At 72.2% G+C, this 13128-nt stretch carries 14 protein-coding genes, 1 tRNA gene and 1 pseudogene; 11 read left to right on the top strand and 5 right to left on the bottom strand.

Going from position 1 to position 13128, the window contains the following annotated elements; translation table 11 throughout:
- Complete coding sequence (locus AFB00_RS05555) at positions 1–747, top strand: DsbA family protein (RefSeq protein WP_068796327.1); 747 nt, start codon at positions 1–3, stop codon at positions 745–747.
- Here the strand turns inward: AFB00_RS05555 and yczE are convergent.
- On the bottom strand, positions 744–1331 hold the full coding sequence (yczE, locus tag AFB00_RS05550) for a membrane protein YczE (protein ID WP_197519886.1): 588 nt from the start codon (positions 1329–1331) through the stop codon (positions 744–746). The two genes, AFB00_RS05555 and yczE, sit on opposite strands and share 4 nt — an antisense overlap.
- A 110-nt stretch (positions 1332–1441) precedes the next feature.
- Here yczE and yczR point away from each other — a divergent pair, with 110 nt between their 5' ends.
- Positions 1442–2896, top strand: a complete 1455-nt coding sequence (gene yczR / locus AFB00_RS05545) for a MocR-like transcription factor YczR (RefSeq protein ID WP_068796325.1) — start codon at positions 1442–1444, stop codon at positions 2894–2896.
- A gap of 4 nt (positions 2897–2900) precedes the next feature.
- Here yczR and AFB00_RS05540 read toward each other — a convergent pair whose 3' ends face one another.
- Positions 2901–3374 (bottom strand): gluconokinase, encoded by a 474-nt coding sequence (locus AFB00_RS05540; RefSeq protein WP_068796324.1) that lies wholly within the window; start codon positions 3372–3374, stop codon positions 2901–2903.
- Between the two features lie 288 nt (positions 3375–3662).
- Between AFB00_RS05540 and AFB00_RS05535 the strand changes: the two genes are divergently transcribed.
- Positions 3663–4490 carry a TrmB family transcriptional regulator gene (locus tag AFB00_RS05535; RefSeq protein ID WP_068796323.1) on the top strand — a complete coding sequence of 276 codons (828 nt, stop codon included), beginning with the start codon at positions 3663–3665 and terminating at the stop codon, positions 4488–4490.
- Between the two features lie 4 nt (positions 4491–4494).
- Here the strand turns inward: AFB00_RS05535 and AFB00_RS05530 are convergent, their stop codons facing one another.
- A complete protein-coding gene (locus AFB00_RS05530; protein ID WP_068796322.1) occupies positions 4495–6489 on the bottom strand; it encodes a S9 family peptidase in 1995 nt (664 codons plus the stop codon).
- A gap of 86 nt (positions 6490–6575) precedes the next feature.
- Here AFB00_RS05530 and AFB00_RS05525 point away from each other — a divergent pair.
- The 8 genes and pseudogenes from AFB00_RS05525 to cas1e all read left to right on the top strand — a co-directional run bounded on the left by AFB00_RS05525 (position 6576) and on the right by cas1e (position 11212).
- Positions 6576–6648: transfer RNA gene (locus AFB00_RS05525), tRNA-Ala, on the top strand.
- Positions 6649–6737: 89 nt separating this feature from the next.
- Positions 6738–7055, top strand: a complete 318-nt coding sequence (locus tag AFB00_RS32990) for a hypothetical protein (RefSeq protein ID WP_156819396.1) — start codon at positions 6738–6740, stop codon at positions 7053–7055.
- A gap of 33 nt (positions 7056–7088) precedes the next feature.
- A pseudogene (locus AFB00_RS36055) lies at positions 7089–7280 on the top strand (transposase); the annotation flags it as partial.
- A gap of 86 nt (positions 7281–7366) precedes the next feature.
- A complete protein-coding gene (locus AFB00_RS36050) occupies positions 7367–8005 on the top strand; it encodes a transposase (protein WP_442965846.1) in 639 nt (212 codons plus the stop codon).
- Positions 7983–8690, top strand: a complete 708-nt coding sequence (cas7e, locus tag AFB00_RS05515; protein ID WP_231974233.1) for a type I-E CRISPR-associated protein Cas7/Cse4/CasC — start codon at positions 7983–7985, stop codon at positions 8688–8690. The genes AFB00_RS36050 and cas7e overlap by 23 nt, the downstream gene beginning before the upstream one ends.
- On the top strand, positions 8687–9385 hold the full coding sequence (cas5e, locus tag AFB00_RS05510; RefSeq protein ID WP_068796320.1) for a type I-E CRISPR-associated protein Cas5/CasD: 699 nt from the start codon (positions 8687–8689) through the stop codon (positions 9383–9385). The genes cas7e and cas5e overlap by 4 nt, the downstream gene beginning before the upstream one ends.
- A 2-nt stretch (positions 9386–9387) precedes the next feature.
- Positions 9388–10038: a type I-E CRISPR-associated protein Cas6/Cse3/CasE gene (cas6e, locus tag AFB00_RS05505; protein WP_068796319.1), complete on the top strand. Its 651-nt coding sequence runs from the start codon at positions 9388–9390 to the stop codon at positions 10036–10038.
- A gap of 496 nt (positions 10039–10534) precedes the next feature.
- Positions 10535–11212 (top strand): type I-E CRISPR-associated endonuclease Cas1e, encoded by a 678-nt coding sequence (cas1e, locus tag AFB00_RS05500; RefSeq protein ID WP_231974232.1) that lies wholly within the window; start codon positions 10535–10537, stop codon positions 11210–11212.
- Between the two features lie 20 nt (positions 11213–11232).
- On the opposite strand, the gene AFB00_RS05495 is transcribed toward cas1e, so the two are convergent.
- Both AFB00_RS05495 and AFB00_RS05490 read right to left on the bottom strand, forming a co-directional pair.
- The gene (locus tag AFB00_RS05495) at positions 11233–12030 is read right to left on the bottom strand and encodes a transposase family protein (protein ID WP_068796318.1); all 798 of its coding nucleotides are present in this window, start codon (positions 12028–12030) and stop codon (positions 11233–11235) included.
- Between the two features lie 153 nt (positions 12031–12183).
- Entirely contained in the window at positions 12184–13014 is an 831-nt protein-coding gene (locus tag AFB00_RS05490; protein WP_068796054.1) for an HARBI1 family protein, read from the bottom strand.
- Between the last annotated feature and the right edge of the window lie 114 nt (positions 13015–13128).

Genomic DNA, 13128 nt, shown 5'->3' with positions numbered 1-13128 from the left:
ATGGGACGCAGCGAACGGGAGCGGCACGGCGCCGCGCAGGCCCGGCTGCAGGCGGCCGGGATCACCCCGCCGAAGAAGTCGCGGGGCCGCCAGGGGCTGCTCATCGCCGGCGGGGTGCTGATCGCGGTGCTGCTCGGCGGCGGGTACACGGTCTGGCAGAACCACGTGTCGCAGCCAGCCGGGCCGCCGGAGCCCGCCTACGCGGTGGCGCGGGCCGGCGTCGTCGTCACCGCGGGGGAGCCGGCGGCGCCGGTCACCGTCGACGTCTACGAGGACTACCTCTGCCCGTTCTGCAAGCAGGCCGAGACCCAGTACGGCGACCGGATCACCGCCGCCCTGAACTCCGGCCGGGCGAAGGTGAACTACCACCACATCGCCATCCTCGACGACCGGACCACCCCGCCCGGGTACTCCACCCGCGCCGGCAACGCGGCACTCTGCGCCGTGGACGCCGGGATCTTCCCGGCCTACCACGCCCGGCTCTACGCCGAGCAGCCCGCGGAGGGCAGCACCGGCCGGACGGTCGAGGAACTGACCGCGATCGGTACCGAGCTCGGCGCGACGGGTGATTTCGGCGGCTGCGTGGCCCGGCAGGGCGACAGCCGCGCGATCGCCGACGCGACGACGGCGGCCGTGGACGACCCGGTCGTGGCTCCCGGCGGCCGGCTGGAGTTGCCGACCATCGTGCTGAACGGCCGCAAGGTCGACCTCGCGAACACGGGCTGGCTGGACGAGCTGGCCGGTTAGGACACCCGGACGGTGAGCCGGGGCAGGAACCACTGGATCAGCGGGCCCACCCCGACCGCGTAGAGCACCGTCACGACCCCGAAGGTGCCGCCGAGCAGCCATCCGGTGAGCACGACCGTCACCTCGATCGCGGTCCGCACCAGCCGTACGGACCAGCCGGTGCGGTCCGCGAGGCCGGTCATCAGGCCGTCCCGCGGGCCGGGGCCCAGCCCGACGCCGATGTAGGCCGCCGTCGCCACCGCGTTGAGCACGATCCCGGCCGCTGCCAGCCCGATCCGGGCCGGCAGCGACGCCACCTCCGGCACGACGGCCAGCGCGATGTCCACCGTCAGCCCGATGACGACGACGTTCGCCACGGTCCCGATCCCGGGGCGCTCGCGCAGCGGCAGCCACAGCAGCAGGACCACGACCGCGACCAGCATCGTCAGCACGCCGACGGACAGCCCGGTGTGCACGGCCAGGCCCTGGTGCAGCACGTCCCACGGCATCGAGCCGAGCCCGGCCCGCATCATCAGCGCCATCGAGAACGCGTAGGCGGTCAGCCCCAGCAGCAGCTGGGTGAGCCGGCGTCCGCGCCGTGGCATGCCCGCCACGGCCCACCGGCTGTGGCTCCTGTCGATCGTCACGTACTGGCATGCTTCTCCTTCGGGTGGCCGGCTGTCATCAGGCCAATCGAGCAGAAGTGGACCGGAAAATGGACGGTGTCGGGGCGGTCCGGCTGGCCGGGATGTGCGGCGACGTGCGGGCGGGCCGCGGCCCGGCGTACCGCGTGCTGGCCGACACGATCCGGGTGCTCGTCGGGGACGGCCGCCTCGCGTCGGGCACCCGGCTCCCGGCCGAGCGGGCCCTGGCCGGGCAGCTGCGGGTGAGCCGGGTGACGGTCACCCACGCCTACCGCGAGCTGCGCGACGCCGGGTGGGCGCAGGCCAGGCAGGGGGCGGGGACCTGGGTCCGGCTGCCGGACGGCGAGCTGCGCGTCGACGGCGTCTGGGCCCCCGGTCCGGTGCGGGGCGGCGCGATCGACCTCTCGCACGCCGCCCCGGCCGCCCCGTCGGTGCTGCCCGCGCTGGTCCGGCGGGCCGCCGACCGGCTCGACGACGAGCTGGGCCGGCACGGCTACGGCCCGGACGGGCTGGCCGCCCTGCGCGAGCGGATCGCCGCCCGGTTCACCGGCCGGGGCGTGCCGACCGGGCCGGACCAGATCGTCGTCACCGGTGGGGCGCTGCACGCGCTGCACCTCGCGGTCGCCGAGCTCACCGGGCCGGGTGACCGGGTGCTGGTCGAGCACCCCACGTACCCGGCGGCGCTGGACCTGCTCGCCGACGCCGGGGTGCGCCCGGTCCCGGTTGCCGTCGGCGACGACCCGGCCGAGTTCGCGCTGCCGCGGGCCGCGCGGCAGACGGCGGCCCGGGCCGCGTTCCTGATGGCGGACTTCCAGAACCCGACCGGCCGCCTGCTCGACGACGAGGCCCGCTCCCGGCTGCTGCACCGCCTCGCCCGGCACGGCACGGTCGCGATCGTCGACGAGACCTTCGTCGAGCTGGACCTGCGGGAACCCGGTGCGCCGGTCCCGCTGCCGTGCGCCGCGCACGCACCGCGGCCGGACGACGTCGTGACCGTCGGGAGCGCCAGCAAGATCGCCTGGGGCGGGCTGCGGATCGGCTGGATCCGGGCCGGTCGCGGCCCGGCCGCCCGGATGCGCCGCCGGCTGGCCCGGACCCAGATCGCGCCGCCGGTGCTGGAGCAGCTGGTCGCGGTGGAGGTGCACGACGCGCTGGGGACGATCCGGGAGGAACGGATCGGGCAGCTGCGGACCCGGCGGGACCGGCTGGTGTCCGAGCTGGCGGCGGCGCTGCCGCACTGGCGGTACGACGTGCCGGACGGCGGCCTGGCGCTCTGGTGCGATCTCGGGACGCCGTGCTCCACGGCGCTCACGGCGGTGGCGCCGCGGCACGGGCTCGTGCTCGCGCCGGGCCCGCGCTTCGGCGCCGGATCGGTGTTCGCCGACCGGCTGCGGCTGCCGTTCACCCACCCCGGGCCGGTGCTGGCCGACGCCGTGCGCCGGTTGCGCCGGGCGGCCGACGACGTCGCGGGCCGGGCGTCCGGTCTGGACACCTGGGCGGGGGAGCGGGCCGGGATCGTCGTCTGACGGGTTACCGGCGCACGGCGTCGGCGGCCGCCGCGACCAGCTCGCCGACCGGCCGGGCGACGTCCAGGACGACGCCGGCCTCGTCGGGACCGAGCGGTTCGAGCGTGGCGAACTGGGAGTCGAGCAGGGCCGCGGGCATGAAGTGGTCCGTGCGGGCGCCCATCCGGGCGGCCAGGACGTCGCGGGCCCCGGTCAGGTGCACGAACACCGTGTCCGGGGCGTGCCCGCGCAGCCGGTCCCGGTAGGACCGGCGCAGGGCCGAGCAGGCGACGACGACGCCGTGACCGGCGCCCTCGGCGAGCCGCGCACCGACGAGATCGAGCCAGGGCGCCCGGTCGGTGTCGGTGAGCGGGGTCCCGGCCCGCATCTTCGCGACGTTCGCCGCCGGGTGCAGGCCGTCGGCGTCGGTGAACGCGGCCCCGAGGCGTTCGGCGAGCGCGGTGCCCACCGTGGACTTGCCGGACCCGGACACCCCCATCACGACGACGGGTGGCGGTTGCTGCGGCACGGCATCGGCTCCTCGGTGCGTCGATCTCGGACACGCCTCCGCGCGGGCGCCGGTCCAGCCTGCGCGACGCACACCGCCGGTGTCGAACGGCCCCCGTCCGGCGGCGCGACGACGTGCACGTCGGGGTGACACCGGATCGGACGGGCGGTAACCCGTGAGGAACCGGATGGTCCGGACGTAAGATCCTCGGTTCGCACCCGGCGTCCGCGGGTGGCCGGGAGCGGCGACGTTCCGTCGAAAGGGTGAGATGATCTCGCAATGTCCGTGCAGCGAGTGATCGGCGAGCTGCAGCGTCTCGGCATGTCCGGTTACGAGGCGAAAGCGTACGTGACCCTCGTCGTGGCGGGAGAGCCGCTGAACGGCTACGAGGTCGCGAAGCGGTCGGGGGTCCCGCGGAGCACCGTCTACGAGACCCTCGGCAAGCTCGTCGGCCGCGGTGCGGCCTACGAGGTCCGTACCGACGACGACGGCGTCGGCTACGTCCCGTTGCCCGTGGCGTCGCTGCTGGAGCGGATGCGCCGTGACTTCGACCGGACGATCGACGTCCTCGAACGGGAGATGCCCCAGCTCAGCTCCCCGCTGCAGGCGCGCCTGGTGCACTCTCTCGACGAGAAGCGCATCCTGCTCGAACGTGCCGAGGACGTGGTCGCCGCAGCGTTCCACATGGTCGAGATCGCGGCCCGGGCGGAGGATCTCGTGGCGCTCAAGCCGGAGCTGCGCCGGGCCGAGCAGCGTGGCGTCGACATCCGGGTGGTGGTCTACGGGCACGACCCGGACCCGGTCGGCCGCACGATCGAGCACCGCTACGCCGGGAACGAGCGCATCCGTCAGTATCCCGGATGGCGGTTGCTCGTCGCGGTCGCCGACCGGACGCAGGCCGTCGTCGGCGGGCTGGACGGCAGCCGTACCCGCGGGCTCTACACCGACGACCCGGCCACCGTCCAGCTCGCCGTCGGGCACGTCCGCGGCGACATCGTGCTGCACGCCGTCGGCGAACGGTTCGCGGCCGAGGGGTTCGAGGAGTTCTGGCAGCACGACCCCGTGATGAAGGACCTCCGCGAGGAGCCGGCCGGCGAGCCGTCCTGAGCGGTCAGCCCGCCGGCACCTCGTCCGGCCGGGTACCACCGAGGTGCCGGCCGAAGAAGTCCAGGATGATCTGCGCGCGGTGCACCCGGTGCCGGGGCGAACCGGAGCGGGACAGCCCGTGGCTCTCGGCCGGGAACCGCCAGTACTCGACCGGCTTGCCGAGCAGGCGCAGCGCCACGAACAGCGCGTCGGCCTGCTCGACCGGGCAGCGCAGGTCCTCCTCGGAGTGCAGGATCAGCATCGGGACGTCGATCCCGGCCACATGGGTGAGCGGGGACATGTCCCGGTAGGGCTGCGGGTCCGTCCACGGTGAGGGACCGAACTCCCAGTGGAACCAGCCCGCGGCGTCGGAACTCCAGTCGAGCGACTCGAGGTTGTTCACCGCGCGCTCGCTGCACGCGGCGGCGAACCGGTCCGAGTGGTGCGCCGCCAGCCAGCTGGTGATGTACCCGCCGTAGGAACCGCCGAGCACGCCGACCCGGTCGCGGTCGAGCCGGTCGAACGCGGCCAGCGCGCCGTCCAGGGCGGCCAGGACGTCGTCGGCGTCGATGCCGCCCCAGCCGGTGCCCGGTGCCGTCACGGCCTGCGGTGCGCGGATCGCCCGGGTCCAGTCCTCGGTGTGGCCGGTCGAGCCGTGCGGGTTGCACCACACCACCGCGTAACCGGCCGCGGCCCAGAGCCGGAACTCGTCGAACCAGACCGAGGCGTACTGGGTGGCCGGTCCGCCGTGGACGGACAGCAGCACCGGCACCGGACCGTCGCCCCCGTCGGGCAGCAGCACCCAGGTGTCGACGTCGCCGTCGCCGGCCGGGGACGGTACGGCGAGCCGGACCGGGGAGGCACCGCCGAGCGCGGCGTGGAAGGCGTCGGTGAGGCCGGTGAGCCGGCGTACGGCGCCGCCCGGGTCCAGGACGTGCAGCTCCGGCAGGTGGTCCGGGTCGCCGAGGAGCACGGCCGTGGTGCCACCCGCGTGGTCGAACGCGGTGACGACCCGGTCCCCGGTCAGCAGCGGTCGCGCCGGTCCGGAGCCGTTCCCGCCGGTCCCCGCCCGGTAGAGGTGCACGCCGCCGTGGTCCTCGACGGCGAAGATCACCTCGTCGCCGTCGAAGACCGGGGCGCGGGCCGACGGGTACGGGCGGCACTGCCGGTCCAGCCCGGTGGTGAGCGCGCGCTCGGCGCCGGAGGCGACGTCGACCAGCGCCGGGTACCCGTGCGCCGGGACGGCGACGTGGTCGTCGGAGGCCAGCGTCGCGAGCGACGCGCCGTCCGGCGACCAGGCCGGGTGCGTGTGCATGGCGCCCGACACGGTGAGCCGGCGCGGCTCCGCGCCGCCCGCGGCGTCGACCAGGTAGATGTGCGTGATCTCCTGCAGGTCCCAGTCCGGCTCCCGGGCGGAGACGACGGCGAGCGTCCGGCCGTCCGGGGACCAGGCCGGGTTCGCGTGCTCGTAGGGCCCGCCGGCGACGACCACCGGTGCGCCGCCGTCGGCGTCGACCACGAAGACGCTCGACGGCCGGTCAACGATCCAGCCCTCGCCGTCGAGCCGGGTGAACAGCCGGTCGATCCGCCGGGGCTCGCGGGCCCGCTCGTCCTCGCCGGCGGCCCAGCGGGCCGAGCGCTCCCGGGACACGAACGCGATCCGCGAACCGTCCGGTGACCACGCCGGCTCGGTGATCGCCTCGGGCCGCTCGCACACCGTGACGGGTTCGCCGGGCACCCCGATCGGCAGCACCCGCAGGCTCGATCCGCCCTCCTCCCGCGTGGTGACGACCGCCAGCCGCGAGCCGTCCGGCGACCAGACGGGCGAGCCGTCCCCGAGCGCGGAGCCGGTCAACCGGCGCGGTGCGACGCCGCCGTCCGCGGCGGCGAGCAGGACCGAGGTGTCGTAGCGGTTGCGTTCCAGGTCGACCCGCCGCACCGTGACGGCGATCCAGGCGCCGTCCGGGGAGACCGCGGGTGAGCCGAGGGAGACGAGTCGTCCGATGTCGGAGGGCTGCACCCGTCGGAGGCTAGGTGGTCGGCGGGCGGAGGGCACCCCCCTTACGGGGGCGGTGAAAGGGGCGTGTACTGTCCTGCATGTCGCAAGGGGCTGTGGCGCAGCTGGTAGCGCACTTGACTGGCAGTCAAGGGGTCAGGGGTTCGAATCCCCTCAGCTCCACCCTTGTTAACAGGCGGTATTACCTACGGGTAGTGCCGCCTGTTCTGTGTTTGACCTGGGGCGATACCGGAGTTCATGATCAAACAGCGATGATCGCTGGCGATCATGGTTTCGTCCACTGTGGTCGCATCGTGGAGCAATCGTGGCGCATGCTGCGCCACGGTGCGGAAGGGGGTCAGGGTCCTGCTCCACGATCGTTGTGCCGTTCCGGTGAACCTGATGTCGACCGTTGCGGGGACCCGTCGCTGGCCGGACGGGAGTCGGAGCTGGTCAAGGCCGTCTTCAAGACCTTCGGCAAGAACGGCATCAAGCTGGAGGAACCGAAGAACCGTAAAGGGGAACCCGAGGAGTCGAACTACCTCATCTTCCTGAGAGCGTGTTTGAGAAGGGTTGGCGTGTCTGCGTGACCACAGGCCCGTGGTGATCCACTGTGGGTGGTGATGACTCGACGTCGTAGGCGGTACCCGTCGGACACCAGTGACGAGCAGTGGGCGGTGGTCGAGCTTTTGTTGCCCGCGCCGGAGACCGGAGGGCGCCCGGAGAAGCATCCGCGTCGTGACGTGGTGGATGCGATCCTCTACGTGGTCCGGGCCGGATGCGCGTGGCGGGCGCTACCGGCGGACTTCCCGCCCTGGCAGAGGGTGTACTGGTACTTCAACCGGTGGGAGCGGCAGCGGGTCACCGAGAAGATCCTGCCCATCGTGCGCGGGCAGGTCGGGTGGCCGAAGGGCGTGATCCCGAGCCGAGCGCGGGGATCATCGACTCCCAGAGCGTCAAAGGGTCCGACACCGTCGGCACCCAGTCGCGCGGCTACGATGCCGGGAAGAAGGTCAACGGCCGGAAGCGGTTCATCGTCACCGACACACTCGGGTTGCTGCTGACGGTGATGGTCTGCTCGGCCGGGCGCCAGGACCGTGACGGCGCGAAGACCGCGCTGCTCGGCGCCTACCTGGCCACCGCGGTGCGGTTCATCTTCGCCGACGCCGGCTTCGCCGGACGCCTGGTCGACTGGGCACAGACCTTCCTGCGCACAACGATCGAGATCGTGCGTAAACCCGCAGGCCAGCGAGGTTTCGTGGTCATCCCGCGCCGGTGGGCGGTCGAACGCAGCCTGGCGTGGCTGACCGCCCACCGCCGGCTGGCCCGCGACTACGAACGCCACCCGGCCACCTCCGAAGCCATGATCCGCTGGGCCGCGATCAACACCATGACCCGCCGCCTCGCCCGCGGCGGACCCGCCACGCGGCAGCAACGACGCAGGTTCACGCCTACAACCCGATCTTCTCAAACACGCTCTGAGTCCCGGCCAGATCCGCGGGTTGGCGGAGCTCGCGGTGGAAGCAGGCAGAACAGGTGACCCGGTGCGCAAGGACGAGGCCAAGCGCCGGGCGAAGACCGACAGCTCGATCGACGTCGCCCTGTTCGGACGGATGATCGCCGACGACGCCGACCTCAACGTCGATGCCGCAGCTCAGGTCGCGCACGCGATCTCGGTGCACGCCGTAACCAACGAGTACGACTACTTCACCGCCGTCGACGACCACAAGAACGCCGACGCCGAGGAGGACGCCGGGGCGGGGATGATCGGCACCGTCGAGTTCAACTCCGCCACGCTGTACCGCTACGCCGCCGTCGACGTCGACCGGCTGTACGACACCCTCGGTGACCCGGCCGCGACGCGACGGGCGGTGGAGGCGTTCGTCCGTGCGTTCGTCACCAGCATGCCGACCGGCAAGCAGAACACCTTCGCCAACCGGACGCTGCCCGACGCCGTCCTCGTCGTCGCCCGCGAGACCCAGCCGATCAACCTCGTCGGGGCGTTCGAGGAGGCCATCACCGACGAGCGGCGGATCCCGGCCGCACTGGACCGCCTGGCCACCCACGCCACCGAGCTGCACGACGCCTACGGCGAGACTCCGCTCGCGGCGTGGACGTTCGGTCCCGGTGATCGCCTGGCTCCCCTCGGACGTATCGCGGATCGCAGTGACCTCGACAGCACCGTGACCGCGATCGGTGACACCGTGTCGGCGCGGCTGTCGTGACCGTCCTGCTGCTGAGGCTGGCCGGGCCGCTGCAGTCGTGGGGTACCGGCAGTCGCTTCACCCGGCGCGCGACCGACCGGGTCCCGTCCAAGAGCGGCGTCGTCGGTCTGCTCGCCGCGGCCCAGGGCCGCCGACGCACGGATCCCCTGGAGGAACTGCTGTCGCTGCGCATGGGCGTGCGTATCGAGCAGGCCGGGCGCGTCGAACGTGACTTCCAGACCGCCGCCCGGCCCGGTGAGCGCACACCGGTGTCGGTGAGCACGCGGCACTACCTGGCCGACGCGGTGTTCCTCGCCGCCGTCGAGGGCGACCCCATCCTCCTCGACGCGCTGCACGACGCGCTGCGCCGGCCACACTTCCCGCTGTTCCTCGGCCGTCGTTCCTGCCCGCCGGCCGGTCCGATCGTCCAGGGCATGCGCGACGGCACCGCGGTCACCGCGTTGCAGGCCGAACCCTGGCGTGCGGCGCCGTGGTTCCAGAAAGCCCACCCGGACCCGAGCGTGCGGCTCGACCTCGTTGCCGACTGCGACCCGACCGACCCTGCCGCCGAACTCGTCCGCAACGAACCCGTCGAACAGGGCTTCGACCCGCGGCACCGCCAGTGGGAGTGGCGCCCGGTCAAGCGCCACGACCCCGTCACGGTCACCAATCCGCTGGTCACCCAACGAACCCACGACCCGATGGGGGTGCTCTGAGCGTGTACCTGACCCGATTCGAGATCAACCCCGCCCGCCGTGACGCGCGCCGGATGCTGGCGTCTCCCCATCGGATCCACGCGGGCGTCCTGGCCGGGTTCCCCGACTCGCTGGAGCCCGACGGGCCGGGGCGGGTGCTGTGGCGTCTCGATCCCGGCGCGCACGACGCCGTGCTCTACATCGTCAGCACCGCCAAGCCCGACCTCACCCACCTCGTCGAGCAGATCGGGCGCCCCACCTACGGCTGGCAGACCCGCGACTACGGCCCCTTCCTCGAACGACTGGCTCCGGGTGACCGGTGGTCGTTCCGGGTGCTCGCCAACCCCGTCCGCAACACCCGGCCCGAGGGCGGGGGCCGCGGCAAGCGTGTCGGGCACATCACCGCGGCCCAGCAGGGCGACTGGTTCGCCTGCCAGGCCGAACGCCACGGCATCGAGATCCCGCAGACCCACATCGGGTCCAACGATGTCGTCGTCCGCGACCGGCGGGTCCAGCGCTTCGACCGGCGCGGACGCACGGTCACCCTCAGCACCGCCGTGTTCGAGGGAAGCCTGGTCGTACGCGACGCCGACGCGCTGCGCTCCGCGTTGACCGGCGGGATCGGCCCGGGCAAGGGGTACGGCTGCGGGCTGCTGACCCTCGCCGCACCGTGATGAAGAAGATCCCCGGCGCCAAGCCGGTCCCGCTGGGTCAGCTGGTCCGAGCCCAGGACCGGCTGACCTTCGTCTATCTCGAACACTGAGCCTTTTTCAACCTGACCAGCGAGCTTCTGCGTCAGGAGATCGCGAAGGTTGCAGCGCAACTGCTCTGACCACAGCTGCACAGGTCACCGGCTCGCCAGCTCGGCGTCTGCACCCACACAACCAGGCCCCTGAGCTGCCGGAACGGCAGGTTGAAAAAGGCTCACTGCGTCGTGCACCGCGACGCGAACGCCATCACCGCCCGCGACGCCCGTGGCACCGTGCACGTCCCCGCCGCCGCGCTCGGAGCGCTGTTGCTCGGGCCCGGGACGACGGTCAGCCAGCAGGCGATGGTGCTGCTCGCCGAGAGCGGTTCGACGGCGCTCTGGGTCGGCGAGCAGGGAGTCCGCTACTACGCACACGGGCGGTCCCTCGCCCGCTCGTCCTTCTCCAGACCCAGGCCGCCCTCGTGTCCCACCAACGGTCCCGCCTGCGCGTCGCCCGCGAGATGTACGCGATGCGCTTTCCCGGCGAGGACGTCTCCGGCCAGAGCATGCAACAGCTCCGCGGACGCGAAGGTGCGCGCGTACGGCGCATCTACCGCGAGCACGCTGACCGCACCGGCGTCGAATGGACCCGCCGCGACTACGACAGCACCGACTTCGAGGCCGGGAGCGCCATCAACCAGGCACTCTCCGCCGCGAACACCAGCCTGTACGGCGTCGTGCACGCGGTCGTCGTCGCCCTCGGATGTGCACCCGGACTGGGGTTCGTCCACACCGGGCACTCGCTGTCGTTCGTGTTCGACGTCGCCGACCTGTACAAGGCCGAGATCGCCGTCCCGGTCGCCTTCGACATCGCAGCCGCCGACGTCGACGACATCGGCGGTGAGACCCGCCGCGCCGTCCGCGACCGCCTCAAGGGGAGCTCGTTCCTCGACACCTGCGTGCGCGACATCAAGACCCTGCTCACCGACCCCGACGACGCCACAGCCGATCCCGACCACGACGCCGACGTCGTCATGCTCTGGGACGGCAACGGGCGCGCCGTCGCCGCCGGAACGTCCTACACCGGCGGGGTCTACCTCGACCCGACCGACGAGTTCCCGCACCTCGACGACGGCACCACCCTGCGGGACGACGAATGATTGAGCCTTTGCCAACCTGGTCAGGTGTTGACGATCATGAGGGTCTGAACTGCGGCGATGAGCTGTCCGGCCCGGTTCGGGCTGGAGCGGATCTTGCGGAGGATCTTCCAGTTCTTCAGCTCGGCGTTGACCCGCTCACCGGGTCCGCGGCGGCGGGCGTGCGCGGCGTTGACCGCCTTCTGGTTGCTGGACAAGGGGCGGTAGTGGCCGGTGTCGGGATCAAGGCGCCGACGCCTCTGGGGGACCGTCACGGTCGGGCCTGCGCCCTGGTAGGCGGTATCGGCCGCGGCGGGGATGTCATGTTCGGTCAGGGCGTCGATGATGCCGTGCTCGCGGGCGGCGCCCATGTCGTGGCGGGCTCCGGGAAGCGGCGGGGAGATCCACACCAGCCGGCCGGCGGGGTCGGCGATGACCTGGACGTTGAGTCCGTGGCACTTGTGCTTGCCGGAGTAGAACCCGCGGTCATAGCCCGAGGCCATCCCGACGCGGTCGATGCGCAGCAGGGTGCCGTCGAGGATGACGAACGCTTTCCCGATGGCGACGTCGATCGCCTGCTCCAGGGTCGGGGCCATCGCCGCGAGCAGCTCGATCGCCTCGCGCAGGTAGCGGTAGACCGTCGAGGTCCCGACCCGGAAACCGCAGGCGAGGTCGGTGTAGGTCTCGCCCTTGCGCAGGTGGGCGACCACGAGCAGGGCCTGGCGGCCGCACGTCAGCTTCCGCCACCGGGTCGCCCGCTGGTTGCGGTGCGCGCGCAGCGCGTCAGAGAGTACGTGCAGGGCACGGCTGGACACGGTCATCCCGGACGGGTAGGACAGCACCTTGAAGCTCCTGGTCGGACGGTTTCGATCTCAGCAATCGCCCGTCTACCAGGAGCTTCACCCATCCGAGGGCACGCCACGCCGTAGCCGCCCTGACGAGCCCGAACACCAGGTTGGCAAAGGCTCAGTGAGGTGTTCTCAGTAGCGTGGTGATCATGTTGTGCGGTCGTATTCGGTGTGGAGTAACACGAGCGCGGCGGCGGTGATCGCGCCGGTGCGCCAGGGACAGAGGGTGACTCGCTGTAGCGTTGCGAAGGTGGTCTTGAGCAGGGCGTTTGCTCGTTCGGCGAGTGCTCGGGTGGCTGAGTGCAGGCTGTTGACGGTGCGCTGATCGACTGTTCGGCCGCCGGCGGGGATGGGTTTGATCGGCACGGTGAGTCGGTGGGCCTCACCTTCGTAGCCGAGATCGCCCAGCGCGGCGTGGTCATCATCGATCCAGTGATCGAGGTCTTCGAGCAGACCGGGGTGGGCTCGGGCACAGGTCACGTCGTGTTCGCGCCCGGGTCTTCCCGGGGATGTCCATAGCGGCCATCCATCCGGGGCGGACACGACCTGGACGTTCCCGCCGTGGCGGTGGTGTTTACCCGACCACCACAGGTCGACCCCCGCGGTGGGGCCGAGCGCGCGGCAGCGGTCGGTGGCGATCAGGGTGCCGTCCAGGTGAACGTGGGTGTGTCCGGCGAGGCGGGCGGCGAGCAGGGCACCGTGCAGCCCGGGTGCGGCGCTGGCGAGGACGTCGATGCCTTCGTGCAGGTAGCGATAGGTGGTCGCGGTACTGATCGCGTTGTCGCGGGCCAGGTGCCGGACCCGGGTGGCGTCGCAGAACCAGCGAATCACCAGCACTGCCTGGGCGAACGGGGTCAACGCCCGCCGCCGGGGGCGGGTACCGCGGCGACAGCGTTGAGCGGCCAGAAGCCGAGCCAGGTAGGCCACGGTGTGCTCCCCGATCGGGAGGACAGCGGTGTAGGTGACAGGATCGGACATGCGGGGCCTCGGAGAGTTCGTTGATCTTGGTCGACCAACTGCTCTACCGGGGCCCTGCCCCATGTCCTAGACATCTCCACTCCCTCGGCGTGTCGCAGCGGAACGACCACCACT

Source organism: Pseudonocardia sp. HH130630-07 (assembly GCF_001698125.1).
Taxonomy (GTDB): domain Bacteria; phylum Actinomycetota; class Actinomycetes; order Mycobacteriales; family Pseudonocardiaceae; genus Pseudonocardia.
This window is presented reverse-complemented; position numbering and strand designations above follow the sequence as displayed.